The sequence below is a fragment of the Candidatus Nitrospira neomarina genome, from assembly GCF_032051675.1.
GTDB lineage: Bacteria > Nitrospirota > Nitrospiria > Nitrospirales > UBA8639 > Nitrospira_E > Nitrospira_E neomarina.
Map to the genome: position 1 here is coordinate 2323655 of NZ_CP116968.1, position 26191 is coordinate 2349845.

Genomic DNA, 26191 nt, shown 5'->3' on the forward strand with positions numbered 1-26191 from the left:
TTTCCCACGAATCGATCACCATTAAAGGTTGATTTCTCCGACATTGGATTTGCCCACCCCTTTGAAACTCTCCTTGGGAGAATTTCCTCGTTCAACCACTAGAGTCGATTCCCCCTTCAACTCCTGCTTCCATTTCTACGCATTCTCATAACACACCTCTTACCTATTGTAGCCACTTTCAGATGTGTTCATGTGCCAGTCTACCGGCTCAAAAGAGATCCTGAGCTGATTAAGGCTTTTGCTTGATGGAACGATATAAAAGCTCCGCCACGACTTGAGACCCGTGCTCATTGAGATGACCTTCTCGTGGGAAGAACATGGGGATTTCTTTTCCGGTTTCTTGAAGTGCGGGGGAAGCATCAATAAACGGAATTCCAAGTTCATCGCAAAATTTTCTCAGTAAGTTTTGGGGTCTCTCTAAATCTTCTAGAAAGGTCTCATATCTTGGATCTTTTTCCCGTTTATTGGCCAGGATTGCCTTATGAATTCCTGAAGCCTGAAAGGGTGAAGGTATGAACAATATAGAAAGATCTGCACCATACTCATTTCTGGTGAGCTTAGCCAGGTAAATAAGTAGATCTCGCGTTACCGCCCAACGCTCTTCCCAACCAGGGTTATACCACCCTGTAATAATACCGGGGACGCGCGGTAGATCAGGAGCAATGCCGAATATCTCCAGGTAGTCTAGTAATTCAGAATTGGCAGCGATTAAAATTTCAATTCGCGAACGAACAAAGTTAAAAAACAAGGACCTCTCAAGAAAGCTCCTCCTTGTTTTTCTGATTTCAGGTTTCTCAGGAACGCTATGGTCGATTTCTCCCCGGTTATTGATAGTAAATACCGGCTTTATGGTGGAGCGTTTGAGTGAATAGTCAAGTCCGAGGTTATCAAGGATATCATTTGTGAAAAATGCCAAAATAAGTTTGTTGCCAATTTGGTATCCATGATCCACTAAATCTTTAATCAAAAGTATTTCTTGTCCCGTACCATATCCTGGTGTGGATACATTGATAAACTCAAATTGTTCTTCACCAAGTTTTTGGAGTTGGTCCGTAAGATGCTCTCCATCGTTTAAGGCCTCACCAAACACAAAGGAATCACCTAGGATTGTGAGACGCTCTTTGTCAGCCGGTAAGGCAAACGAAAACTTATGGTTTCGAAGCCCATCCTCATTGACGGTGAATTCCACTTCACGAAATGCTCTGAAATTGAAATGACGGTAATTCCCAGGACGTAGCGCCCAACCGCGACTTTCATTATACATCTTAAAGTCGCCTGACAACCCAGATGCTTCTGTCTTGATAGAAAGCCTAAAATAAGTTTCTCCAATAACAAAAATAAAGAAGATCCCCAAAAAGGTTCCCAGACCGATTAGCCCAAGATTGATAAGCCTGCTGTTGGTATTTATAGCCGTTACATTCACGTGTAAATCTGAAATTTATTTTATAGGTTGCATTACTTAGGGAAGCACACATTGCTGAATAAGCCGATTTGCCATTAAAGTTTTGGTTGTAATTTCCTAAAAAATGTTTTTCCAAAAGAACCAATCAACATCGGTAAAATGAATGGGCACATATTTTTTTGGGAACACTTATGTTTCCATATTTTATAAATGCTTTGAGTCCTATTTTTCACAAAACCTAAGGGGGAAAAAGCAAAATGCGTCCCCTAACCGTAGGGAGCTAACGAATCCAGCGCTCGTAATTAGATTCAATGCATAGCTGCCAGCAGGAATGAATTTTGAAAAATTTTATATAGAATTCATCATTTTCATCTATCCTTCATCACAAGTTAGACACGAGCCTTAACTTGAGTGCTCCTATTTTCTACGCCCGTTGGATCATTATCGGAGGCCTGATACAGATCCTTTTTCTGTTCCTTGTTATCCCAGGTATTACGGAATTTTTTCCTGGGATTTATATGATTAACAGTTTTCCGGATGACTATGACAAAATAGCGTCAAACCTTCTTGCCGGCAACGGGTATAGAATTTTCCCTGACACTTCCGAGACACTCCTGCGACCCCCCGGCTACCCACTCTTTTTGACACTCATCTTCTATTTTTTTCCCAACAGTTTGATTGCGGTGAAGATAGTCAATCTGACTTTAGGCCTCTTCACGGCCTGGATTGTGGCTCACCTGACCTGGCGACTTACCGATCACAAAGCGACCGCAACATTGGCTGCATTTTTATTTTTGACCCACCCGGCTATCCTTTTTGCTCAAAGCAGAAGTGGCACGGAATCTTTGTTTACTCTCCTTACCACTGGGTTTGTTCTCGCACTATGCAAAGCTTTTGGCCGAACGAAGATGCTCGACTTCGGTATTGCGGGAATCTTATTAGGAATGGCCACGATGGTAAAAAGCACAACCATATTCTTTCCCGCATTTCTCTTTGGTTTTGTGTTGTTAAAAAAACAATGGCACTCAATCTTCAAAATTTGGGTGCCCAGGTTGGCGTTAATGGGCCTGGGCATGCTCCTTGTGCTGGCCCCCTGGATTGCCCGGAATTATTTGCTGGTCCATCAATTCATCCCAACCATGTCGGTAACGGGAACTTCAGCAACCCACGGCCTATATGTCTGCAAAAAATTTTCATTCGAAGCGAATATGGGTCAGCAATATTCTGAGGCAGCCAAACAACTCAATGCGGTTGCCGCGCAACTACAATTACCTCACCGTGAAATGTTTTTCCAATATTTTTATAACGCTGAGGATGAGGTACGTTTCAATCAGTATCTCTTGCAAACCGTTTACGATGAATATCGAAAATCACCTGAATTGCTGGTTCGATGTTCCTTGCAAAATGTTTTCAATTTTTGGTTTGCGGGTCGGACCTGGAAGTCGACCATACTCAATGTTTTAGTCCAAACCCCTTATCTCATTTTGGCTGCTCTTGGCGTGTACTTCTGTATTCGAAATGGCTACTTCAAACAAATAGTTCCAATTCTTATATTTGCAGGGTATTTCTATATCATCCATTTACCGATTATTGCTTTAGCCAGGTACTCCGTGCCCCTCATTCCATTTCTCGCAATTTTTTCCGGAATTGCGATCGAGGAATTGCGACTGAGATGGGGCAACCGTTCTGTCTTTAAATCCCAGACCCGCCAGGACGTGAAATAAAACTCCCATCTCGGTTGAGGCCTCGGAACAAGACAATTTTATTGGCGAGATTACTTTGCCTTGCGCGCTTTCTGTCGCTTGCGCATGTCGTTGTGGCCAGCAGGAACAACGTTCAAATAAAACTTTCCCTCTCCGTCAACCATGGGGGAATAGTCAAGGAGACATCTCAAGCCAAATGAACAACAAGTTGATGGAACAAAAAATAGGAGAATATTTCTTGCATTTTTTAGAATTCATTTTAGCCGGAGATACCAGTCATATGTATCCTTGATACCTTTTTCTAGAGAAATTGAGGCCTTCCACCCTAACTTCTGAAGTCGGGTAATATCTAATTTACGCTTTGGAGTGCCATCCGGCTTGGTAAAGTCCCACTGGATCTCACTTTCGTCTCCCACAACCTTTCGGGTTATGTCGGCTAGCTCTCGAATCGTGATGTCCTCTCCGCAACCCACATTAATCAGTGGGCCTGCCGAATAATTTATAAGTTCAGCAAAACGATCCTCAGGTAAATTCATCAGGAAGATTGAAGCTTGGGCACAATCCTCTACATGAAGGAATTCTCTTTTAGCCAAGCCGGTTCCCCAGAGTGTGACAGGTGTCCCCTTCGTTTTGGCTTCATGAAATTTTCGAATGAGGGCCGGTAACACATGGCTGGTTTGTAAATCGAAATTATCCCCAGGGCCATAAAGATTTGTGGGCATGGCACAGAGAAATTGCGTCCCATATTGCCTGTTGTAGGATTCGCATAACTTGATTCCAGCAATTTTCGCGATGGCGTAGGGCTCGTTGGTAGGTTCCAATGGGCCGGTCAGGAGGTAATCTTCCTTAATGGGTTGTGGGCAATGCTTGGGATAAATGCAGACACTTCCGAGAAACAGCACGCGCTTAACTCCGCATCGATACGCTTCATGTAACACATTCGTCTGAATAGCCAAGTTTTGGTAAATGAACTCAGCAGGAAAAGAATCGTTGGCTAATATTCCTCCCACTTTTGCGGCAGCAAGGAAGACATAGTCAGGGGTTTCTTTCGCAAAAAAATCTTTCACCGCTTGTTGATTAGTCAGATCCAGCTCACCGTGAGTTCTGGTAACAAGATCGGAATATCCCAGGATTTGAAGCTGATGGAGAATAGCAGCTCCGACCATTCCCCTATGCCCGGCGATGAATATTTTACCTTTAGGTTCCATAGAGTTTAGTTATTTCAATTTGATGGTAATGTGTGTATAAAATTCAGCCTACTTCACTAACTATCTGATGTGTCAGGACCAGAATCGTTAGAGGCTGACAGATTGGCAAAATTTCAGATCACTTATTTGGAGTCAATCCGTTCGACTAGATTGTTGATTCCAGATATAACTTTAATCCCCGCTCCACCATTTATCGGGAAATTTCGCTTCGAGAATGGCGTCTCCGTCGCCCCTTGATGCCAATCCAATCTTCCGTAGATCAGCATCAACCATGATTCTGACTAACTCTTGAAATGTAATGCGGGATTGCCATTTGAGAGAGTCTCGAGCTTTTTCTGGATTGGCGACCAAAATATCGACCTCCGTGGGCCTAAAGTATTGCGGATCTTCCTTAACAAAATCCCGCCAGTCAAGTCCTACATACCCAAACGCTTCTTCTACCAATTCCCGAATCGTATGGGTTTCTCCCGTACCAATGACATAGTCGTTGGGTCCGGCCATTTGCAACATCTGATACATCCCCTCTACGTATTCCGGAGCATACCCCCAGTCACGTTTGGCCTCGAGGTTACCCATATACAGATTTTTTTGCTTGCCGGCTACAATATTGGCCACGGCACGGGTAACTTTGCGAGTGACAAATGTTTCTCCCCGCCTGGGGGATTCATGATTGAACAGAATTCCATTGCAGGCAAACAGATCATGACCTTCTCGATAGTTTACCGTGATCCAATAAGCATAGACTTTGGCTGCACCGTAAGGGCTACGCGGATAAAACGGGGTATCCTCAGACTGCGGAGGAGGGGAATTGCCAAACATCTCACTTGATGATGCCTGATAAAATTTACAGGAAACCTGGCTTCGCTTGATGGCTTCAAGAATTCTCGTCGTCCCTAGCGCCGTGACATCACCAGTATATTCCGGAGTATCAAAACTCACTCTCACGTGGCTTTGGGCACCTAAATGATACACTTCTTGCGGTTGCGTGTGATAAATGAGATTAGTGAGTTGTCCAGAGTCACTCAAATCTCCATAGTGAAGAAATAACTGGGCATTAGCCTCATGAGGGTCTGTATAAATATGGTCAATCCGACTCGTATTAAAGGTGCTCGCACGTCGAATGAGCCCATGCACTTCATATCCCTTGCTGAGGAGAAGTTCAGCCAGGTACGAACCATCTTGTCCAGTAATACCGGTGATGAGCGCTTTTTTTTTCATGAACGTTCTTCCTATAGATCTCATGTGATGACTATGTCGCGCCGGTTCTTCGGAGAACCACGGGAATAGTTTTCAGCAAAATTTTCCAATCCAGCCACAACGACCATTGGTCAATATATTCAAGATCCAGCTCCATCCATTGCTCGAATGAGAGTGCGCTTCGACCATTTACCTGCCAGAGACAGGTCAAACCTGGCGGGACGCTGAATCGACGACGATGCCCGTCTTGGTAAAACGCTTCGAAATCACGCACCTGAATGGGTCGGGGCCCTACCAGACTCATGTCTCCCTTGAGGACATTAAACAGCTGCGGAAGTTCATCGATACTTGTTTCCCGCAGAAATTTTCCAATGCGAGTAACTCGTGGATCATCTGAGATCTTAAAAGCGGCTCCCGTGGCTTCATTGAATGGTTCAAGACTCGGGAGTAGAGCTTCCGCATCAGGCACCATTGAGCGAAATTTATACAGGTTAAATGGACGTTTATTAATTCCCAACCGCTTTTGAACAAAAAAGACGGGACCGGGCGATGTCACTTTGATACATACCGCAACAAGCCCCAAAAAAGGGAGAAGCAGGATGAATGCCGGGAGGGCAATGAGGATATCAATTACTCGCTTGATGAAAATAGCTTGGTCCCCGATCGCTCCAGTTTGAAGGGTAAGGGTGGAGTGTGCCTCAAGTTGATCGGCGAAATGCTTAGCCAATTTCGGACTAAACAAATCGCCCTGAAATCTGACCAATATGCCTTGCTTCTCACAATGTGAAACAATTTCCGAAGCTTGTTCATAATAAGACCGGAGCGGTAACGTCATGAATACTTCGTCGACAGCAAACGTTCGCAGAAAAGCCGGGAGCCCTTGGAGGTTTGCCACAAGCGGGAACTGGTTGCCCTCCCACTGGCCAAGACCTTCCCACTGTTCATCCGCAAAACCAATGAGCCTGTATCCCAACTCAGGGTGGGTCAGAATATCGTGTGCAAATCGTGTGGCTCGCGAATTGGTCCCAACGATCAAAACATTTCGTGAATTCCTTCCCTTTCGCCTGATCCAGCGCAAAGAGGTTCGTAAGCACACACGGCTCAGACAGGTCAGAAGAGTTACAACTATCCAAAAAATGGGAAGAAACCATTGGGAAATCATCTGTATCTGAAAGATAACGGACACGGTTCCTATCAAAAGGGTTCCTACCGTGGTGGCCTTTATGATGTCCTGCAACTCATCTTTCAGCGAGGAAAGACGTTTCGATTCATAAAGCCGAAAAACCAAAAAAATGATGTACCAGGCATACAGCATGCCCACGACCAATATCGCGTTGTGAATTGAAATGCGAATACTAAGAAATTCTTCAAACTCAAAGAGGGAGGTGGAAGGAGCATACAGAAGGCAGGTGACGAGCATAAAAGAAATGCCCATCAACAACACATCGATTAATTTACTGGCCTGAATTAAAACAACGCGTCGAAATGACATTTAATAATCTCAAGAGAAAAAGACCATGATGTTGAAAAACCAGGTTGGTTTAAACACATCAAAGGGCTATTTACTTCACTACAATTAATAAAGATCCTTCACCCCCTCAGCAAGAATACCTTTAATCTTAAAATCTGCACTTCGAGCAATTGCTGTGGGGGAGAGCAAGCAAAAGCTAAGAATTCTTCATGAGCACGAATTAGTTAGGCATTCAATTCCAAGGCATCAAAAGCAAAGATTGCGCCCAAGGCTTGAGAATAATTTTCACGCCAAACGGCACAACTCCTTGTCCCTTCAAGAAGGTTTTCTGGTTTCTCTAGGTAGGGTTCATGACTCACTGGGAAATGCATAAACAAATTCGCCCGTAGCCAAAACAGTCGAAGTCCTGCACTGATTAAAAAACAAATTTAGACCGAATTACCTAACCACGTTGCAATTTCGGTAACACATCATCAGTTCTACAAGGATTTGAGTTGGAAAAGGTGGAGATGAATTGATGCAGATGAAAAGAATGGTAAGAAATTAGGATTGAATCCATTGCACTTATGAAAGTAAAAAATAAAGGATATATAAGATTAAATAATTAAGTGCAACTTCTGATCAAACATACACAAATTGAATCGCACAAAACAACCATTAACTAAAATGAAGGTGCACTAACTTTCAATAGAGCAAAATATGGACCGAATACGAAACGAGAAAACCATACCAAAATTTTTACATTAATTACAAATAGTTAGATAAAAATTTTAGAAATAGATACTCTGAAATACCCAAGTAGTATGTATTAATAATATAACAGTAATACTACGTACACATCGCATGCACGCGATTAGCTTTAGACATATGTCTAGTGTTTTCAATGTTTTTTGGCCATTGTCAGGAAGATTTAGGCTGCGCAGGCTTTTTCCTACAATAAAACTTTAAAATCTCGCTCTGACAACAAATTATCGTCGAAAGGAAATGCATATTTTAGGAAACATCATCCGACAGGTAGCTAATTTTTCATCTACCAACTAAATCGAGGGCTGGATAGAAAAATTCCATGAGATGCCTCAGGCTTTTTCTCAGGAAAACAAGGAAGGCTTCTCAATGCGGTGCCCTTAAGTCACCGTTTGCCAAGATCTGAACGAAATCAAAGAATATCTGGTGCTGCTGTGCTTGTCAGGAACAGACCAAGACCACGGAAAGGGTTGTTATGAGGGGCTGCTAGAAAACCATTGCCGGCACCATTTGTTGGGCCGATGCCGAAAAGGTGCAATCGAAATTTATTGCACTTTCATTTATGAAGTCTGGTTTACCTACTTTTTTGTGACACATGTTGTGAGATTTTTGTCACATCTATACCTCGATCATGATCCGGATCTGAAACTTTAACCTTCCCAGTTATGGTGTGTGCTGTGATGAACTGGAAATGGCGATAGTTTCTTCAGGAGATTCCGGGGACCATCCTCCACCCAACGCTTTATAAAGTTGCACCATCGACACTAAATGCAGCCGATGGGTGGACGTGAGTTCGAGTTCGGCAACGAACAAGTCCCGTTTGGCGATGAGCACATCAACATAACTGGTCAGGCCGCCTTTATAACGAAGATCGGCCAAACGTAATGCCGACCGGAGTGCCGTCACCTGTTCCTGCTGGGCAATCCGTTGAGACTCGGCCGTGCGCACCGCCACCAGAGCATCCTCTACTTCTTTGAATGCCACAATAACGGTTTGCTCATAATGCGCCAAGGCCTGTTTCGCCTGAGCCACGACAGCCTCTTGTTGAAATCCCAGAATTTGCGCATTGAACACAGGGCCGGAGAGTCCAAGGCCGGCTTGTCCAAATTCACTGCCGGAACTGACCAGACTTGAAAGTTGGGGGCTTGCGAGGCCAAGAATCCCCGTAATCGAGAACTTGGGAAACCGTTCCGCTTTCGCAACACCAATACGGGCGGTCGCCGCGGCCAGTTCGTGTTCGGCTTGTACGATATCCGGACGGCGCTGGAGCAATTCCGAAGGCAGGCCGGGCGGGACGGTTGGGGGAAAAATCTGCTCGGTGAGAATCCGGCCTCGTGGAATCCTGAAGGGGTTCCGGCCAAGGAACACACTCAGTTCGTTTTCTTTCTGTACCATTTGCCGCTCGAATTGGGCGACCCGGGCCGCCGCATTGGCCCGTTCCGACTCGAACTGGTCGGCATCAAGTTTGGAAGTGATTCCCTGTCGTAATCGCGCACGGGCAATTTTCACCGATTCTTCCCAGGAATCAAGCGTGCGTTTGGCAATATCCAACTGCATGTCGAACTGCAACAGATCCAAATACGCCGCCGCCACACCACTGACCAACTGAAGGATGACGGCCCGTCGATTTTCTTCGCGGGCAAGCAGATCGCCAAACGCCGCTTCATTTGACCGACGAATGCGTCCCCAGATATCAATCTCCCAATTCAGATTCCCGATTCCAAAAAAACTAAAGTTGCTGGGAAAGCCCTGTACAGCGAAACCGCCAAACTTCCCTAAGACCGGAGCATTGAGTTGCGTGCTTAATTGAGGCGCAAAATCCATTCGTTCGATGAACACCCGAGCTTGAAATTCCTCGACACTGGCGGCGGCTTCCTGAAGATTTTTATTTTCCTCCAACGCCACACGAATGAGTTTTTGCAATTCCTCATCGTGCAGTAATTCCCACCAGGGAAGATTGGCGATCGATTCCCCTTCGGTTTCGGACATGCGAAACTGGTCAGCCGTTTCGATAACGGGCCGTGAATAGTCCGGTCCCATGGCACAGGACATAAGGAACACGGCTGATAGGAAGAGGCCACAGACCGAACGCATCTTACCGTTCTCCATCCAGGACGGACTCGGTCGGGTCCTCAGCGGGAGAGGACGCAAACCTCCTCCGCATTCGTTGAGCGAGCCTCCTGATCAGCACAAAGAACAACGGCACAAAAAAGATCGCTAAAAATGTCGCCGCCAACATTCCGCCGAAAACGCCTGTCCCGATGGACTGACGACTGGCCGCGCCCGCGCCGGACGCAATCACCAACGGCACCACGCCTAAAATAAATGCCATGGACGTCATAATGATCGGCCGAAATCGAAGACGGACGGCCTCTAAGGCTGCCTCCACCAGGGGCATCCCTCCCTCGTAGCGATGATTCGCAAATTCGACTATGAGGATTGCGTTTCGTGCGGCAAGGCCGATTAAAGTTACTAAGCCGATTTGAAAGTAGATATCATTGCTCAACCCCCGAATCCAGACGGCAGAGAGAGCCCCGAAGAGACCGAACGGCACGGCCAGAATCACCGCAAAGGGCACCGACCAGCTTTCGTAGAGGGCGGCAAGCACCAGGAACACCATCAACAGACCAAAGGCAAAGGCAAAGATGGACTCCGTGCCGGTCTTCCGTTCCTGATAGGAAATCCCGCTCCAATTAATATCATACCCTTGTGGTATCAGAATCTCCTGCGCCAGTCGTTCCAACGCATCAAGGGCGGCCCCTGAACTATACCCCGGAGCCGCGGCACCCAAAACGGATGCGGTATTAAATCCGTTAAAATGCGTCACGGTATCCGGCCCGCTCGTAAATTCCGTACTGACCACCGCATCCAGCGGAATCATCGTCGAGCCTTTGGCATTCCTGGCCCGCACATAAATTTTCGAAATATCATCCGGACTCGATCTAAACTCCGCCAAGGCCTCAGTCTGCACCCGATAGACCCGTCCGAATTTAATAAAATCGTTGATGTAAAGATTACCGAAATAGGCTTGCAGCGTATCGAATACTTCGGAAATGGGGACACCCAGGGCTTTGGCTCGTTCGCGGTCGACCCGGGCATACAGTCGCGGTGCCGTCACGCGAAAACTTGTGCCGATCGCACCAATGGCCGGATCTTGTTGCGCCTTGTTCACAAATTCGTGCGTCATCGCGGCAAATTGTTTGAAATCCCCCCCGCTCGGATCCTGTAATTGTAATGAAAATCCTCCGGTGGCCCCCAACCCCCGGATAGAGGGCGCATTAAAGGCCAAAATCAACGCTTCAGGAATTTCGGCAAACTTCTTGAAGGCGTTTCCAATCAACGCTTTCACATGTTGCTCAGGTCTGGTGCGTTCATCCCAGTGATGCAGGGGGACAAACATCGTCGCTTGATTCGCCCCTCGAGTATTAAACACAAAGTTCTGCCCGGCAAGAGCATCAGTTGAATGCACCTCAGGCACGGAAAGAAAATAGTTTTCCACCTTTTTGAGGACTTCAATCGTGCGTTGTTTGGAGGCACCATCCGGCAATTGAATGATCGAAATAAAGTATCCTTGATCTTCTTCGGGCAAAAAACTGGATGGCAAGGCTTGAAACAGTCCCCAACTGACAAAAAGCAGGACCCCAAAGATCGCAAGCGACAGCACCGCATGCTTGAGAATCGTCCCAACCGTCCCCACATATCGACTCTGCGTCCAATCAAATCCTTCATTGAATTTTTTCCAAAACCGGTTCTCCCCATCCTGTTCCGGCTTGAGAATTAACGCACAGAGCGCAGGGCTTAAGGTCAGGGCCACCACTCCGGAAAGAACCACAGCCAGCGTGATGGTGATCGCAAATTGCTGATAGAGTTCTCCGGTAATACCTCCCAGAAACGCCACCGGCAGGAATACGGCTGCCAGCACCACGACCAGCGCAATGACCGGTCCGGTCACTTCCGTCATGGCCAGCTTCGCGGCTTCCTTTGGCGGATGTCCGTTCTGAATATGACGGGCGACGTTTTCCACCACCACAATGGCATCATCCACCACAATCCCGATGGCCAACACCATGCCGAACAGGGTCAAGGTATTAATAGAAAATCCAAGGGCGACCATACCCGCAAACGTGCCGATCAGTGACACAGGAACAGCCACCGCAGGAATGACCGTGGCACGCCAGCTTTGAAGAAAGAGGTAGACCACTAGAATGACCAGGATCAAGGCTTCGCCCAGGGTCTTCACCACTTGTTGAATGGATACCTCAATGAATCGGGTCGTATCGTACGGGATGTCGTATGAGACTCCAGCCGGAAAAATATTCGTGAGGCTCTTCATCTCGTCCTTGATTCGTTTCATGGTTTCAAGGGCATTGGCTCCCGGGGAAAGAAAGGTCAACAGAAAGACATTCGGCTTGCCATTCCACCGGCCCTCAAGGTCATAGGACTGCGCGCCCAGTTCCACTGTGGCCACTTCGCCCAGACGCACCATGGAACCATCCGGATAGGCCCGGACAATCATCTCCTCAAATTCTTTGGCCTCGCTCATTCGTCCCTGCGTGATCACGGGAATGGTCATCTCAGTTCCACTGGGGGCAGGCTCACGTCCGATCCGCCCGGCCGGAAAATCCCGGTTTTGTTCCCGCACGACATTCGCAATGTCGGTGGGCGTCACATCCATTTGCGCCATGCGAATGGGGTCCAAAATAAGACGCATGGAATAATTCTGTCCTCCGAAAATCGTGGCATCCCCCACGCCTGGAAGCCGTTTGATATTGTCCACAATCCGAAGAATCGCAAAATTGGAGAGGAAGACCGTATCCTGCCGGGGATCACTGGAACTCAACGCCACCACCGCCAGCAGATCCGGGGAAACCTTCTTGACCGTGATGCCCTGCCGGACGACTTCCGGCGGCAGTTGGGGCTCCGCCAACCGTTGACGGTTCTGAGTTTGGACCTGTGCGATATCGATATCGGTCCCGATTTCAAAGGTCAACCGAATGGTCATATGACCATCGTTGGTACTGGAGGAATCGTAATACAGGAGATTGTCGATACCAGGGAGTTGCACCTCAATCGGCCGCGCCACGGCTTCGGCCACGACTTCTGCGCTAGCGCCAGGATAGTCGGCTTCAATTTGGACCACGGGCGGAGTGATTTCCGGAAATTGGGCGATGGGAAGAACCTGAAGAGACACCAGCCCCACCACCACAATCACAATGGAAATGACGGTGGCAAAGATAGGTCGGTCGATAAAAAAATGAGAACTCATGAGTTCTCCTGCGTGGCTTCAGGAGGTGTCGGATTCTCAGGGCTCGGGCTTTCCGATGTGGCCTCTCCATTCCGGAACGGCACCGGATTGACTTGCACTCCCGGTTGGATTCTATGAAACCCTTCGACGACAATCCGCTCTCCCGGCTGAAGGCCTTCTTCAATGAGCCAATCGCCCCCACGCCAACCGGTGGCATCCACTTCACGCACTTCAACTTTATCGTCGGGTCCGATCACATTCACAAACGTGCCTTTAGGACCCTGTTGAACCGCACGCTGAGGAATCAAAATCGCATCGGTCCGGATATATCCCTTTAGCCGGATGCGGACGAATTGTCCGGGATACAAATAGGATTTACCGGGAGAAAGATCGGCCTCAGGATTGGGAAAGGCAAAACGTCCCTGTAAGGTCCCCGTCTCCGACCGGATGGCCACATCGGCAAAATCCAACTTCCCTTCGTGGGGATAGACACTGCCATCTGCGAACGTCATAACTCCGCGTAATTGAAAGAGATCGGGCCTCTGGACTCTGTTGGCCGCCAGTTCACGCCTCCGTCGCAACAAATAGGTTTCTGGAACCGATACATTCACATACATGGGATCCAACTGATCGATGGTGGTCAGCAAATCTGTCTGGGCAGACACCAGACGTCCTTCATAAAATCGACTTTTCGAAATACGTCCCCCGATCGGAGCGACGATCAGGGTGTTACTCAGATCAAACCTGGACTTGACCAGATCGCCCTGCGCCGCTTCCAAGGCGGCTTTGGCGGCTAATCCTTCAGCCACAGCATCGTCCACATCCTTTTGACTGACCGCTTGTTCTTCCAGAAGCGGTTCGACGCGAGCGAAGTCCTGCCTCGCTTGTACCAGTCGAGCCTGCGCTTGTGTTACCTTGGCTTTGGCACTTAGATACGCCGCTTTAAAGGGCACGGGGTCAATGAGATACAGCCGGTCACCTTGCTTGACATTCCTGCCTTCGGTGAAAAACACTTTTTTAATGATGCCCGTCACCTGAGACCGGATCTCCACCGGACGAAAGGCCTCGGTTTGTCCGATGAATTCGGGTTCATCGGGAAGATCCTGGGTGGTCACCGTCACCACTTCCACCATCGGCGGTGGAGGATCCGGAGGAGAGGTTGCTCCCTGGCCACATCCTGCAAGAACAATCAGCAATAATCCGACACTCCTCCGAATCACAGCGTTCCCATTGCCAAAGTGCGCTGAAACGAACCTGAGTATGGCTCCATTCATCTGGTTGGTTCCCACCAATTCCGGTTAATTCCATCCACGGCATTCATACCGGAATTTTCAAATTGTGCTGTTCTCTGAATCATTGGCTCATCCATAAGGGTTGTCTTTCCTTGTCTTCATTGCAGGCATCATCATCTTTAAAGGTGTAGACGAAAGTTCGCCACTATTATTACGGCGGAACTCAATCATCACATGTTTGACAAACACATTCTTCTTCCACCGTTCATCTCTTTCCCACTTAGCTCCACACATGCCTTCACATGAGAGTCAAAGAACTCGAATATCAGCTTACTCAAGTCGCCCCATCCTTCCCGCACGATAATCGTTCACAGCCTGCACGAGTTCTTCCTCCGTGTTCATGACAAAAGGGCCCATGCGGGCGACCGGTTCCAGGATTGGTTCTCCACTCAGCACCAACACCCTCGTTTCCTCCGTGGCCTCAAGATCCACCTGCGTCCCCTGCGGGTCACAAAGGGCCATTTCGGCCTCCCCGACTTTCTGTGATCGATTCAAAACCACTCCTCCACTCAACACAAATAAGCCGGTATTATATCCAACCGGAAGACTGAGCTCACTACGATGTCCGGCAACCAATTTCAGATCATACAGGTGCACGGGGGTGAACGTCTTGGCCGGCCCTTTGAGTCCCTCATATTCCCCGGCGATCACACGGAGCACACTACCTTGTCCCCCAAGATTGGCTTGAGGAATGTCTTCATTGAGCACGGTCTGGTAGCGAGGCGCGCTCATTTTTAATGACTTCGGAAGATTGACCCAGAGTTGAATCATTTGTAGCGTGCCGCCCTCCCTGGCCCAGGCTTGCTCATGAAGTTCTTCATGGACCACGCCCGAAGCGGCCGTCATCCATTGCACATCACCCGGTCCGATGGTTCCTCCGTTTCCGGCTGAATCCCGATGCGCGACTTTTCCCTGATAGACGATGGTCACGGTCTCAAACCCACGATGAGGATGCTCCCCGACCCCCCGCCGTTGATTCGTCGGAGGAAACGATGCCGGGCCCGCATAATCCAAGAGCAGAAAGGGACTGATCTCTTCGGTCAGATTTTGGCTTGGAAAGATATTCCGTACCGGAAACCCGTCCCCGACCATGTGGGTGGACCCCGGTTTATAGATTTCTGTCACCGATTTCAGTTGCGCCATGGTGGACTCCTTTCTTCACTCGTTCCCTCAACGCCTTCTTTACACGAACGCGTAATTTCCTCAACATAAGCCCGGGTCAGACAGCCGGAAGAGAGAAAACTCGCTCCCTGCTGAAAGACCCGTTTCAAAAATGCTTTCCCTTCCTGATCCAAAAACGTCACCCCCCGCAGATCCAATCGACGTGGTCGACCCGGATTCTCCACGCATGTCACCTGCCAACACCGTTCAGCTTCGATAACGGCAGGCCCGGCAAGACGGCCTTCCAACTGCAAGGTGACCATCGTGTCATCTATGTGCGTGGTAACTCGGAGCATGACCTCATTCCTTCTCAAACCAGTTAAGGACAGAGAATCTGAATCTCCCAGGCTCATGGCCTTGGGAATGTACAACGACCGTGGACACTTGTGTTTCAGCCAACAGGAATTCTTTACCCATGATAAAAATCTTCCCGAATAACTTTTCCATCCTTCCAGGTTTGAACGGCCACCTGCTGCATCTTCACCCGATTTCCGCCTTTAAAGGTCAGGTCAAACGTCCATTCCACTGCGGCATGATCCCCGTCAACGATCGTCCGTCCGACCTGAGCTCCGTGAAATTCCTGAATATTCCCTAAAAACTTTTGTTCGTATTCTCGATTAGCCGCTTTTCCGACTCGCTCGTCCTTTAGGTTTTCGCTCATCACGACGTTGTCAGCGTAATACTTGTCAAAAGTTTCCAAAAGCTTCCCGGCCAAAACCCCATCGATCACCGCTTGAACCTGTTGTTGAATACTCATAAGAAATTCTCCTTTCAATAAATAAAAATTTATCCTTCACACCTCGAATTGAAACATCAACCAATTCATCCAACATCATTCCTATCATGACCCGATAGGAATGAGTGCCCCATTCAGGGCCTCAGCCTCATCAGAGGCGAGAAAAGAAAGAAGCGCGGCAATCGCTTCCGGCTTCACCCATTCGTTGGGATCGGCGTCGGGCATGCTTTGTCGATTAGCAGGCGTATCAATAGTGGATGGCAGCACCCCGTTTACCTTCACTCCCGAACCAACTAACTCCAGCGCCAGCACCTTGATCAGCGCGAGAAGACCGGCCTTAGAAACAATGTACGCCCCGGCGCCAGGAAATGGATCAATAGCGGCCTGAGCGGCCATATGAATGATCCGGCCAGAACCTTGCTTTGACATAAGGCGAGTCGCCTCCCTCGACAGCAAAAAGGCTGACGTCAAATTAAGGGATACCATTCTGGACCACACGGATATGTCCGTCTCCGAAAGGCGACCCATGGCAAACCCTCCAACGAGATTAATCAAACAATCAATGCGTGTAGTGTTTTGCACGGCCTCCTTCATCAGCCGCTGAACCTCAGCCTCATCGGTGACATCCGCTGAAATGCCCAGCAGCCCTTCTGCAAGCTTTCCAGGAAGTTCCCGACCCACCACCACTACCTTGGCACCCGCTTGGGAGAACTTCTCGGTCACCGTCTGACCCAAGCCACCCAAGGCCCCTGTGATCATGACAACTTTCCCGTTGAGGTCTATCATTTTTCAGCTCCTTCTCCGTTTCTCTGCTGGGTCTGTTGAAAAAGGCCGCCAGCGGCGTTCTCGCCATTTTTCCGTGCTCACGTACTAAACGTATGCTCCGCGCGTAAAAACGGCTGCGGCCTCCCCTTCGGCATGACTCAGGGCAGGACTGGACGGACTTTTTGGAACCGACCCTGAGCCTTTGATGAGTAATCTAATCCTGGGCAAATTTGCCCTTGAACATCCTTATTTTTCAACACTCCTCTGCTTTTTTCATCCGCACTCTCATCTAGATCAGACAATGGGCCCGATCTCTCACCATCCGGCAAGAGATCGAGCCAGCGCGACTTCCTTATTCAATCGCCTTCGAGACAGTTACATTGTGCTCATCATAACTCGCCCGATGAAGATCAATGACGGTACCGGCTTCATTCACTTCTACCGTCACCATGGCGCCTTCCTCGATAGGCTTGGTTTTGATCTCCAGTCGACCAAGCGGAAACACTTTCTCACCCTCGGAAGTTTCCAGTTTGATCTCCTTGTTCATTTTCCCCATGTACACCAACTTCCCGGTATAGAACTGATGGATGCCTTCCTCGCCTTTGGGATGGGCCTCTATGACGGCATTATTCTCGTCCAGCACAATGGTCATTTCATCACCAACCTTTGGGACGGCTTGTCCATGCCGACGGGCGTCGTTCGGATTAAGCTGGAGATTGCCTGTTGGCGTATTGACTGTGATGCTACCGCCTTTATCCGTTGTCACGACTCCAGTGACCTGCTTATGCCCATGGCTGACACTCTTAGAGTCCGCGTGTCCGATACCGGACATAAGAAGAATTATGCCCATCACCGCTGGTAATATCATCACGTGAACATTCATTGCACGGTTCATCACTTCCTCCTTTATGGTTATTGAGAGTGTTCTGCTTCTATCCTGACGGGTTGTTCCGCTGTTCATGTCTTGACTCCTTTCCATAAAATTATTCATTTCTTATATCTATGATTAGTCCTATACCACTTAGGCTGCCGCAGTCCGACGAGTCCCATCAGCGTGGGTTGATTCCTGCCGTGCAAGCCACTTCCCAATCACCTGATCAACCGACCACTTGCCGGCGCCCGTCAGCATTAACGAAAGCCCCATGCCAATGACGAGCAAGTGATACTCAAATCCTTCCCCGGCCTGTTGGCCAGACCAATTCATAAAAAACCCACTGGACCAGTGCACCATTGCGATGGCCCCCAGCATGATGATGCCCAAACTGGCCGCGGTGAACCGCGTCATGAATCCGGCAGCCAGTGCGAGCGCGCCAACCGATTCTCCCATGATGACCAGAAATGCAATCAGCCACGGCAAACCCATCTGTTGGGTAAAGAATCCCATGGTGCCTTCAAACCCGTTTCCTCCATACCATCCCAATAACTTCTGAGCCCCATGAGGAAAAATGACCAGCGCCAACATCACTCGCAAAATCACCGGTGCCCACCGCTCTTCTGTTTGAAAAAATGTTTTCATGGCTTACTCTCCTTTGTGAATGAATAAATGTGATTGTTTTGTCGTTGTGTGTTCTCACCAAAGCTTTGTTGAACTCTTACCTCTTACATATGGCAAGAGCCGTTCCAGCTTGCCGGATGGAAAAATACTCACATAACTCATTGAATAAATGAGTTTTTCAAGGAGAGCTCTTGTGACTCAGCAGATGTGTGTCGAATCAAAAAATGACGAGATATCGACTCGTGACGAGGGAACGTCAGCAGGACAGACGAGAGGCTTTGGACCAAAAGGCATTTTCGTAGATCTCCACACAATTATGTACAGAGGCATTCCGTAAAGACCGGCGATAAAAATCAAGAATTTCAATGAATGGGGCCGTGAAAAAAGTGAAAATTAACCAATGGGATCTACCGGACGGCCCCCACGGAAGGTGGGCCAGGAGGTCCAACCCAGAAACTAAGGATGATGGAATTGGAAGACAAACACCTAGACAAGGGGAAAGTTCGTGCCCTGCGACTGCCTAGTCTAGACCTAAAATTTTCCGTTCGTGAATGGGCGGGTATGGTGACTTCTTGTTTCCCGGTTCCTCAAAATCATGAGGAGTTCCTCATGGAATTATCCACACTCCATATTCCCGAACCCTGCGTAGAAATGAACAGAAATACAAAACAATACAGGGCAGCAAGTTCTCCGCCGTTTTCGAGAGGAAGCAATGCTTTCATGCCATGCGCCATCCAATAGGCTGCTGCCATAAGCCCGCTCGAAAGAAATGCGGCCCACCCGGTGAATAGTCCGATCATGATGAGCAACCCCCCGACCAGCTCGATCGGTCCGGCGACGTAGATGATAAATGCGGGAGCTTCCATTGGCATAGCCGTTGGAAATCCAAATAGTTTTTGTGTTCCATGCCACAGAAACAAAAACCCTGCAACCATACGCATAAGCGCGTAGGCTTGTGGTGCAAAGGCATTCATGAATGTCCGCATGCGTCTTTCCCTCCTCATGTGAATGATTAGATATCTCTCTTCCTGGCTAAGATGAGTCAGCCGGTGATGTATTCATGATTATTTCTTCCGAAGCCGTTATGAAACTCTTACATTTTTATATCGCAAAAGCCATTCCAGTTTACTGAAAGAATGTGTGACGGGAAGCCGATTGAATTAATAAGCATTCGACATGGAGGCAGGGAATCCTGAGCGCATACTAAATTGCCTTGGTCTTTATTCGGCCGTCTTATAATTATCGAGAGTGGTTAATTCTTTATGAGGATGTCGTCCACCGTCGCCGGCGCCGACACTCTGCCGCGTCGTTGCAGGTGCGCTTCGACGATGTGAGTGATAAGACGATCGCTCCGCCGGATGTTGCGGCCATTGGCAAATGTTGAATAGCGGTGAATGCCGGCCACCATGCCGCTGTGCGTGGCCACCCGATAGAAAACCCCAGCCGCGAGAGGTTTGCCATTGACGGTCACATCCATAATCCGATTGCCCGAAGTGCGCCGGTAATCCACCGTCCACCCCATCCCCGCTGTTTGGATTAAGCCACCAACCTTATCTAGCGGATCAGCGGGTTTCTGGTTGGTCGCGCTTTGTTCGAGAATCTTGAGGATCTGCGCACCGCTCAGCTCTAAGGTAACCAGTTTTGATGAGTGCGGCAGAAGGGTGTAGAGGGTTTCGCGGGTGATCGGCCCCGCACGAAGAGTCACCCCGTATCCGACACCCGGCAGCAACGCCACATCGGCGCCGGTCTCCTGACGCAGCATCTCGCCCACCAGTTGGTCGAACGGACTGGCTGCCTTGTACTGCCGGCCAATATTCTCCACGGCCGTGCCCAATACCGCTTCAAGTTGTTGACGATGCGGTTCGCGCAGCTTATCAATCAGCGCGGACACGTCCGGAGCGGGCTGACATTGATCATTCCACAGCACGTGCAGGGTTTGGGCGACACCGGCAACCTGGTTGTCATTCATCCGGACACGTAATTCATTGACCAGCACCCCATTTGAAAATGCCTCCACCAACCACGTGTCGCCAATTTTCTCCGGCGGTTCGGTCCAATTGTGCGAATGTCCACTGAGAATAATGTCGATACCTTTGACCTCTCGCGCCAGTTTCCTGTCAACGGCCATTCCCTGGTGTGATACCACCACCACAACATCACTCTGTTCTCGTAGTTCCGGCAGATACCGGCGAGTCGCATCAATGCCACTGGAAAAAGACAGGGGCTGAATGTTTTTGGGGTTGGTGGTATGGCCGGTATTGTGGTAGCCGAGCGCCAGAAATCCGACTTTGACGCCCCCGAGGGTCACCACCCGCCAAGGCTGACCGAATAACGGCTCACCGGTCTCGCGTAACGTGACATTGGCCGCCAGCATGGGGAATTCGGCCAGGGCAGCCAGTTCGCGGGTTCGATCCAACCCGTAGTCAAAATCGTGGTTCCCGAGGGCAAGAAAATCGTAACCCAATACGTTCATCAGCCGGATCATCGCTTCCCCCTTCGTGAGATTCCCCAGGAGATCATCAGAAAAGGTATCGCCGGCGTGAACCGTCAATAGATTCTCATCACCGCGAGATTCGCGAAGTTGCCGGAGCAACGTGGCCTGACACGCAAAACCGCCTGCCCGCCCGGTTCGTGTAAAGCCGGTAGCCCTTTCGCCCGAACCACCGGTCTGCGCCGTCATATTGTCGGGCGCTACTTCGATGGGATAATAGCGACCGTGAAAATCGTTCGTATGGACGAGGGTAAATTCTTTCGAAAAGACCACACCCTCATTTAAGCCTGGCACAACCATTGCCAACATGGCTACCAGAAATAACAGACTCCGCCGCTGTACACTGATGAGGATTTGTCCGCTGCTTGCCATGGCGGTCTTCCGAAAAAGGCGGGACGATTCCGGGGTTCATTTTTTGAAGGAAATGTATGCGTAATTGTCCATTTGCAAATTGATGTTCACGGTTGCGGCAGACACCGCAATTTTTACCTCCGGAGCGATGTCACTCGTGGCATACCCGTGGTGCGCCGCGGCTTGTCCACACACATAAATTTCTACACCTGCTTTTTTCAGCTCTCGAATTAATGCCAGATCCGGATTCTGCGTCTTTCCCAAATCCTTCATGTAGGAATTGGTATGTTTGGCATAGGCTTCATGCGACAAAGCCGCCTTGGTGGCTGCCCCATGCAGGATGACCGCCATTTTGAAACCATGTTCGATCCCTGCAGACGCCTGGGTATATTGATTGAGGATCAATGCCGCCCGGTCGAATCCCTTGAGCACACCACCCGATTTTTCATCTGAGGTAATGTCAATGATCACTTTTGAGTTTTTCTGTGGCGGAAGCGCGGCGTCGGGTAATGCCACGATTCCGCCATGGTCTTTAATCACAGGATGGCGATATTCGGGATTTCCGATCGGATCGGCAAAAACGGGAGTGGCCATCACCATTGCTACAATGCTCAGGAGAATAATTTTCATGAAATATTTCCTTTGTGAGTGAGGTGTGTGTATTCGTCGGGGAATTTTCACATTGAATACTCACACCATACCACTTCATGCCGTCGTCAAAACTCTCTAAAACCCTTGAATGATGGGCGAAAGTCGGACTAAAGGAGAAGGCATGCGGCAGGTTCCAACCAAAACCCTGCTACACCCGGAATGAGGAATTGTTTCAGATGGTCGAAACCCGATTGACGAAATTTCAAATCGTAACTGGGGAAAAAATAATGAGAAGCGCTGGGTTGTGCAAAAGGCCGGTCTGGCCCAACCAACAAGGCGTGTATGCGAAGAACGGCAATGCCGGATTATGACACCAACCGCATCCTTATGACCCTAATAAACATTTTTTGTCACGATCATCCTCGGAGTAAAATCTAGCCTCGATGGTATTTCCCTCGGGATCAGAAAAATAGATCGAGGTCCCGGTTCCCCGGGCGCCCCATCGTTGGACCGGACCATCTGTGATGGCGACATGATGCTCGAGCAGGCGACTATGCAACTCCTCCCAGTCTTTCCGGGAAAGAGAAAGACAAAAATGATTCAGGGTGTTGAATCCCCTGCCTGATAGAGTATGTTTTTCCCACAACTTTTTGGGAAATAAATCGATCACGGTATCCTCGTTAATGCGTACAGAAGGAAAAGGAGCATCGCCGGCACGGTACTCTTCGAGACGTTCCGCCTCCAGCCTGAGCACGTTCGTGTAAAAATCCAGCATGGCCTCATCGTCTTCGATATTCAGCACAATGTGATCGAGAAAACCTTGCATAAACTCATTCTCCAATAATTTCTGTACCATAAGCGAAGCGTCTTATCATCTTATTGCACCCACTCAAAATATTCCATGAACTATTAATCGGCGGAAAATGGTTTAAAAGCAACTCTGCCCTGAAAAGACAAACCAGAGGGATTTGTGAGTTGCCTTCGGCTATTCTCCTTTTTTTCTCTCCCCTCCCCAACATTCAATCAACCAAGCCGGCCTATGACCTGCTATCTGCACAGAACCCTCACCACTTCGGGTTCAATTCTGGACTCCTACTATGAGAAACTCTAAAAAGTGGGTTCGGCATGTTCACCATTGAATTTTCGAAACTTTGATTCGAAATCTAATAAGAAATGTTCCTTTGCGATCAAGGAAAGACCTGTCCAAAGTTTTTCTTGAATTAATTTATTTCTCGAAGTATTTATAATCCCGGCTGGTCGTCCTAGTACATGAAGTATGAAGCGACTGAAAAATGCAATAAGACTCATTTACCTGGCATTCTTGATAATTTTGACAGGGATGTTTTGTCTTTAATTGTAAGCTTTTAATGGCATTAAGGGACGTGGTAGATTTGGAAAAATACGCCAAGAGATAGAAGGTCTCATACGAGGCATGTGGGTTTCTTTGCCAATAAATATCAACTTTATATTGAAAGGATACAAACCATGGCATCAACCTACCAATACAAACGGCTTTCCAAAGACGATGCCGCCTTATTGCTCGTGGATCATCAGTCGGGACTTATCTCTCTCGTTCAGGATTTCACGCCCAGTGAATTTAAAAACAATGTCCTGGCAGTCGCTTCCTGCGGGGCCTATTTCAAACTACCAGTCATTCTGACCACTAGCTTTGAAAATGGTCCCAACGGCCCCCTTGTCCCCGAGCTCAAAGAGATGTTTCCAAAAGCCCCATACATTGCGCGCCCGGGAAACATCAACGCATGGGACAATGAGGATTTTGTCAACGCCGTTAAGCAAACAGGACGCAAACAACTCATCATTGCTGGAGTAGTAACTGAGGTTTGCGTTGCCTTCCCTGCACTCTCTGCGATTGAGGAGGGCTACGATGTATTCGTTATCACAGACGCCTCCGGGACCTTCAACGAGGTTACCCGTCACAGTGCGTGGTTACGGATGCAAGCCGCTGGCGCGCAACTGATGAACTGGTTTGGGATGGCTGCTGAGCTTCATCGTGATTGGCGAAATGACATCGAAGGATTGGGTGCGTTATTTTCTAAGCACATCCCCAATTACCGCAACCTCATGACAAGTTATTCCGCTAAGAACAGCTAGGACCGACAGGGAAAGTTACGACGTGGTTTGGCCGGTACGAGTCGGCCAAGGCTTCGTGCGAAAGAGCCGACTTGGTGGGTACATTATATTCGATACCTTTAATGACGTTTCCCGCTTTTTCTTCTCAGCTTGCAAGGTGTGCGAAGACCGAAATTAAGCACCACTCAATGCGTCGGGCGGGAAATTCCAAGCTTTTTCATTTTGGAGATCAATGTGGTGCGTTTCATCCCCAGCCGTGCCGCCGTACCTCCAGCGCCGCCGATCACCCATTTGGTATCCTGCAGCGCACGGAGGATGTGATCCCGTTCAGCTCCTTCTAATGTTGTAATGGGCTGAGGCGACCGCTGAACGGCAGCTTTGAGGTCCAATAACGGTACAGCCAGCTCGGACCCCTGGGAAAGAATAACCGCGCGCTCAATCAGGTTTTCCAGTTCACGAATATTCCCGGGCCAGGGATAGCCTGCCAGACGTTCCATCGTCCTGGTAGGAATGGTCTCGATGGGCTTTTTCATCCTGGTGGCATACCGCTGAGTAAAATACCGAACGAGAATCGGGATATCCTCCTGCCGGTCGCGAAGAGGCGGAATCGTGATGGGAAAGACATTCAACCGGTAATACAGGTCACGACGAAATTCGCCGGCTTCCACCATCTGCATTAAATCGCGGTTGGTAGCCGCCGACAGACGAACATCGACACGGATCGTGCGCGTCCCACCCAGTCGTTCAAATTCCTGTTCCTGGAGCACCCGGAGCAACTTGGATTGCAGTTCCAACGGCACTTCCCCGATTTCGTCCAAAAAAATCGTGCCGCGATGGGCAAGCTCAAAGCGTCCGACCTTTTGTGAAATCGCCCCCGTAAAGGCACCTTTTTCGTGGCCGAATAGTTCGCTTTCCAAGAGACCTGTGGGAATGGCCGCACAGTTAATTTTGACGAAGGCCTGATCGTTTCGCGTGCTGAGTTGGTGGAGAGCCCGGGCAATGAGTTCCTTGCCTGTGCCCGTCTCACCCAGAATCAGCACAGTCGAATCGGTCGGGGCGACAATTTCCAATTGTTGAAGGACACGCTTCAAGCCCGTACTCTCGCCGACAATCTCCTCAAAGTTGGCTTCTGTCCGGATTTCATCCCGGAGATAGACATTCTCCTTTTCCAGCTTTTCTTTTAATTCGGTAATTTCCCGATAGACAAGGGCATTCTCGAGCGCAATCGCCACTTGTCCGGCGACCTGCGTCAGCAGGTCGGCATCCGCCGTGGAAAAGGCTGAAGGACGGGTGCTGCCGACATTCAACGTCCCCAACACCCGATCGGGCAGCATGAGTGGCACACAGCACCCGAATTTCACACCCTCCGCGATCAACTGTCGGGCGGTAACGGAATGAAATTGTTGCAGATCGGCTTCCTGCCAACACACCGTTTTTCGTGATCGAAACGCTTCTCCGGCCGGCGTGTCATCAAGCGCAATAGAATGGCTTCCTCCCAACAAGCCTTTCCCTGAAGGGAAATTCAGCACTTGTCGATGAAAGTTCTTCGCATCCGGATTATAGAAATATAAGCTGGTGGCTTCATGCGGAATCACCCGTCGCAAGGACGTGACCATGGTCGAAAACAAAACCCCAAGTTCCAGCTTCGACACAATTGCATTGTTCACGTCCAACAAAACCTGCAGACGATCCCGCTCGCGGCTCAGTTCTTCCTGATGCAGGACATTGTCCACCGCGACAGCCACTTGGTTGGCGACCTGCAGCAGAAACGTCAATTCCGACTCTTGGTAGGTGTCCTTTTCAACACTCGCGAAGTCGAGTGATCCCAGACGACGCAAGGCGGTGGTCAGCGGGACCGTGCATAACGACTGCACGCCGTCTTCGAGCATGAGTGGGAGGACCATGGGGAACCGGGAATCCTGAGTCAGGTCGGAAATAATTAACGGCTGTTGGGCTTGCCACACCCAGCCACTCGGATGGGTATCCAACGCCCACTCCTTCCCGCCCTGAATATCCGCAGGAATATTGGCCTGAATAATATAATCCTGGATAGTGTTTCGCTCGGGCCGATGGAGAGCCAGCCCGATGAAATTCAGGGGAACGATACGGGGAAGGCGCTGAGCCAGGTCTTGTATCAGGTTGGTGAGGTCCCGGTGAACCGCGATCGCCTCGGAGACCTCGAGCAGGGCTTGATAGCGCGACGATTGATCTCCTAAAACAGGCTGAGTGCGTTTATCCATAGGGGTAC

The 26191-nt window shown here is 49.2% G+C and carries 20 protein-coding genes; 2 read left to right on the forward strand and 18 right to left on the reverse strand.

The features are described from left to right. Positions 1-229 precede the first annotated feature (229 nt). Complete coding sequence (locus tag PQG83_RS10095; RefSeq protein WP_312749012.1) at positions 230-1423, reverse strand: hypothetical protein; 1194 nt, start codon at positions 1421-1423, stop codon at positions 230-232. 497 nt (positions 1424-1920) lie between these two features. Between PQG83_RS10095 and PQG83_RS10100 the strand changes: the two genes are divergently transcribed. Continuing rightward, positions 1921-3126, forward strand: a complete 1206-nt coding sequence (locus tag PQG83_RS10100; RefSeq protein WP_312749013.1) for an ArnT family glycosyltransferase — start codon at positions 1921-1923, stop codon at positions 3124-3126. Positions 3127-3359: 233 nt separating this feature from the next. On the opposite strand, the gene PQG83_RS10105 is transcribed toward PQG83_RS10100, so the two are convergent. From PQG83_RS10105 to PQG83_RS10180, 16 genes are all read right to left on the reverse strand, one after another. Continuing rightward, a complete protein-coding gene (locus PQG83_RS10105; RefSeq protein ID WP_312749014.1) occupies positions 3360-4313 on the reverse strand; it encodes a GDP-L-fucose synthase family protein in 954 nt (317 codons plus the stop codon). 171 nt (positions 4314-4484) lie between these two features. Continuing rightward, positions 4485-5531 (reverse strand): GDP-mannose 4,6-dehydratase, encoded by a 1047-nt coding sequence (gmd, locus tag PQG83_RS10110; protein WP_312749016.1) that lies wholly within the window; start codon positions 5529-5531, stop codon positions 4485-4487. 31 nt (positions 5532-5562) lie between these two features. After that, positions 5563-7002 (reverse strand): sugar transferase, encoded by a 1440-nt coding sequence (locus PQG83_RS10115; protein ID WP_312749018.1) that lies wholly within the window; start codon positions 7000-7002, stop codon positions 5563-5565. Positions 7003-8388: 1386 nt separating this feature from the next. After that, the gene (locus tag PQG83_RS10120; RefSeq protein ID WP_312749020.1) at positions 8389-9819 is read right to left on the reverse strand and encodes an efflux transporter outer membrane subunit; all 1431 of its coding nucleotides are present in this window, start codon (positions 9817-9819) and stop codon (positions 8389-8391) included. Position 9820: 1 nt separating this feature from the next. Then, the gene (locus tag PQG83_RS10125; protein WP_312749022.1) at positions 9821-12991 is read right to left on the reverse strand and encodes a multidrug efflux RND transporter permease subunit; all 3171 of its coding nucleotides are present in this window, start codon (positions 12989-12991) and stop codon (positions 9821-9823) included. Further along, complete coding sequence (locus tag PQG83_RS10130) at positions 12988-14244, reverse strand: efflux RND transporter periplasmic adaptor subunit (protein ID WP_312749024.1); 1257 nt, start codon at positions 14242-14244, stop codon at positions 12988-12990. The genes PQG83_RS10125 and PQG83_RS10130 overlap by 4 nt, the downstream gene beginning before the upstream one ends. Before the next feature lie 288 nt (positions 14245-14532). Further along, positions 14533-15396, reverse strand: coding sequence for a pirin family protein (locus tag PQG83_RS10135; RefSeq protein ID WP_376753591.1), 864 nt, complete (start codon positions 15394-15396; stop codon positions 14533-14535). Then, on the reverse strand, positions 15393-15719 hold the full coding sequence (locus PQG83_RS10140) for a hypothetical protein (protein ID WP_312749028.1): 327 nt from the start codon (positions 15717-15719) through the stop codon (positions 15393-15395). Before PQG83_RS10140 ends, PQG83_RS10135 begins: the two co-directional genes overlap by 4 nt. 113 nt (positions 15720-15832) lie before the next feature. Next, positions 15833-16180, reverse strand: a complete 348-nt coding sequence (locus tag PQG83_RS10145) for a nuclear transport factor 2 family protein (RefSeq protein WP_312749029.1) — start codon at positions 16178-16180, stop codon at positions 15833-15835. Positions 16181-16264: 84 nt separating this feature from the next. Beyond that, a complete protein-coding gene (locus PQG83_RS10150) occupies positions 16265-16945 on the reverse strand; it encodes an SDR family NAD(P)-dependent oxidoreductase (RefSeq protein ID WP_312749031.1) in 681 nt (226 codons plus the stop codon). 331 nt (positions 16946-17276) lie between these two features. Beyond that, positions 17277-17819 (reverse strand): hypothetical protein, encoded by a 543-nt coding sequence (locus tag PQG83_RS10155; RefSeq protein ID WP_312749033.1) that lies wholly within the window; start codon positions 17817-17819, stop codon positions 17277-17279. A gap of 126 nt (positions 17820-17945) precedes the next feature. Further along, positions 17946-18440, reverse strand: a complete 495-nt coding sequence (locus tag PQG83_RS10160; RefSeq protein WP_312749035.1) for a DoxX family protein — start codon at positions 18438-18440, stop codon at positions 17946-17948. Positions 18441-19012: 572 nt separating this feature from the next. Continuing rightward, the gene (locus tag PQG83_RS10165) at positions 19013-19405 is read right to left on the reverse strand and encodes a DoxX family protein (RefSeq protein WP_312749037.1); all 393 of its coding nucleotides are present in this window, start codon (positions 19403-19405) and stop codon (positions 19013-19015) included. A gap of 266 nt (positions 19406-19671) precedes the next feature. Next, on the reverse strand, positions 19672-21282 hold the full coding sequence (locus PQG83_RS10170; RefSeq protein WP_312749038.1) for a bifunctional metallophosphatase/5'-nucleotidase: 1611 nt from the start codon (positions 21280-21282) through the stop codon (positions 19672-19674). 36 nt (positions 21283-21318) lie between these two features. Continuing rightward, positions 21319-21891 (reverse strand): DsrE family protein, encoded by a 573-nt coding sequence (locus PQG83_RS10175; protein WP_312749040.1) that lies wholly within the window; start codon positions 21889-21891, stop codon positions 21319-21321. A gap of 346 nt (positions 21892-22237) precedes the next feature. Then, positions 22238-22708, reverse strand: coding sequence for a VOC family protein (locus tag PQG83_RS10180; protein WP_312749042.1), 471 nt, complete (start codon positions 22706-22708; stop codon positions 22238-22240). A 629-nt stretch (positions 22709-23337) separates the two neighbouring features. Between PQG83_RS10180 and ycaC the strand changes: the two genes are divergently transcribed. After that, complete coding sequence (gene ycaC, locus PQG83_RS10185) at positions 23338-23964, forward strand: isochorismate family cysteine hydrolase YcaC (RefSeq protein WP_312749043.1); 627 nt, start codon at positions 23338-23340, stop codon at positions 23962-23964. Positions 23965-24128: 164 nt separating this feature from the next. Here the strand turns inward: ycaC and PQG83_RS10190 are convergent, their stop codons facing one another. After that, complete coding sequence (locus PQG83_RS10190; protein ID WP_312749045.1) at positions 24129-26183, reverse strand: sigma 54-interacting transcriptional regulator; 2055 nt, start codon at positions 26181-26183, stop codon at positions 24129-24131. Between the last annotated feature and the right edge of the window lie 8 nt (positions 26184-26191).

Excerpts from the sequence above, each read along its gene's own strand:
- PQG83_RS10100 (WP_312749013.1), top strand. The coding sequence starts at position 1,921 with ATGATTAACAGTTTTCCGGATGACTATGACAAAATAGCGTCAAACCTT.
- PQG83_RS10105 (WP_312749014.1), bottom strand. The coding sequence starts at position 4,313 with ATGGAACCTAAAGGTAAAATATTCATCGCCGGGCATAGGGGAATGGTC.
- gmd (WP_312749016.1), bottom strand. The coding sequence starts at position 5,531 with ATGAAAAAAAAAGCGCTCATCACCGGTATTACTGGACAAGATGGTTCG.
- PQG83_RS10115 (WP_312749018.1), bottom strand. The coding sequence starts at position 7,002 with ATGTCATTTCGACGCGTTGTTTTAATTCAGGCCAGTAAATTAATCGAT.
- PQG83_RS10120 (WP_312749020.1), bottom strand. The coding sequence starts at position 9,819 with ATGCGTTCGGTCTGTGGCCTCTTCCTATCAGCCGTGTTCCTTATGTCC.
- PQG83_RS10125 (WP_312749022.1), bottom strand. The coding sequence starts at position 12,991 with ATGAGTTCTCATTTTTTTATCGACCGACCTATCTTTGCCACCGTCATT.
- PQG83_RS10130 (WP_312749024.1), bottom strand. The coding sequence starts at position 14,244 with ATGAATGGAGCCATACTCAGGTTCGTTTCAGCGCACTTTGGCAATGGG.
- PQG83_RS10140 (WP_312749028.1), bottom strand. The coding sequence starts at position 15,719 with ATGCTCCGAGTTACCACGCACATAGATGACACGATGGTCACCTTGCAG.
- PQG83_RS10145 (WP_312749029.1), bottom strand. The coding sequence starts at position 16,180 with ATGAGTATTCAACAACAGGTTCAAGCGGTGATCGATGGGGTTTTGGCC.
- PQG83_RS10150 (WP_312749031.1), bottom strand. The coding sequence starts at position 16,945 with ATGATAGACCTCAACGGGAAAGTTGTCATGATCACAGGGGCCTTGGGT.
- PQG83_RS10155 (WP_312749033.1), bottom strand. The coding sequence starts at position 17,819 with ATGAACCGTGCAATGAATGTTCACGTGATGATATTACCAGCGGTGATG.
- PQG83_RS10160 (WP_312749035.1), bottom strand. The coding sequence starts at position 18,440 with ATGAAAACATTTTTTCAAACAGAAGAGCGGTGGGCACCGGTGATTTTG.
- PQG83_RS10165 (WP_312749037.1), bottom strand. The coding sequence starts at position 19,405 with ATGCGGACATTCATGAATGCCTTTGCACCACAAGCCTACGCGCTTATG.
- PQG83_RS10170 (WP_312749038.1), bottom strand. The coding sequence starts at position 21,282 with ATGGCAAGCAGCGGACAAATCCTCATCAGTGTACAGCGGCGGAGTCTG.
- PQG83_RS10175 (WP_312749040.1), bottom strand. The coding sequence starts at position 21,891 with ATGAAAATTATTCTCCTGAGCATTGTAGCAATGGTGATGGCCACTCCC.
- PQG83_RS10180 (WP_312749042.1), bottom strand. The coding sequence starts at position 22,708 with ATGGTACAGAAATTATTGGAGAATGAGTTTATGCAAGGTTTTCTCGAT.
- ycaC (WP_312749043.1), top strand. The coding sequence starts at position 23,338 with ATGGCATCAACCTACCAATACAAACGGCTTTCCAAAGACGATGCCGCC.
- PQG83_RS10190 (WP_312749045.1), bottom strand. The coding sequence starts at position 26,183 with ATGGATAAACGCACTCAGCCTGTTTTAGGAGATCAATCGTCGCGCTAT.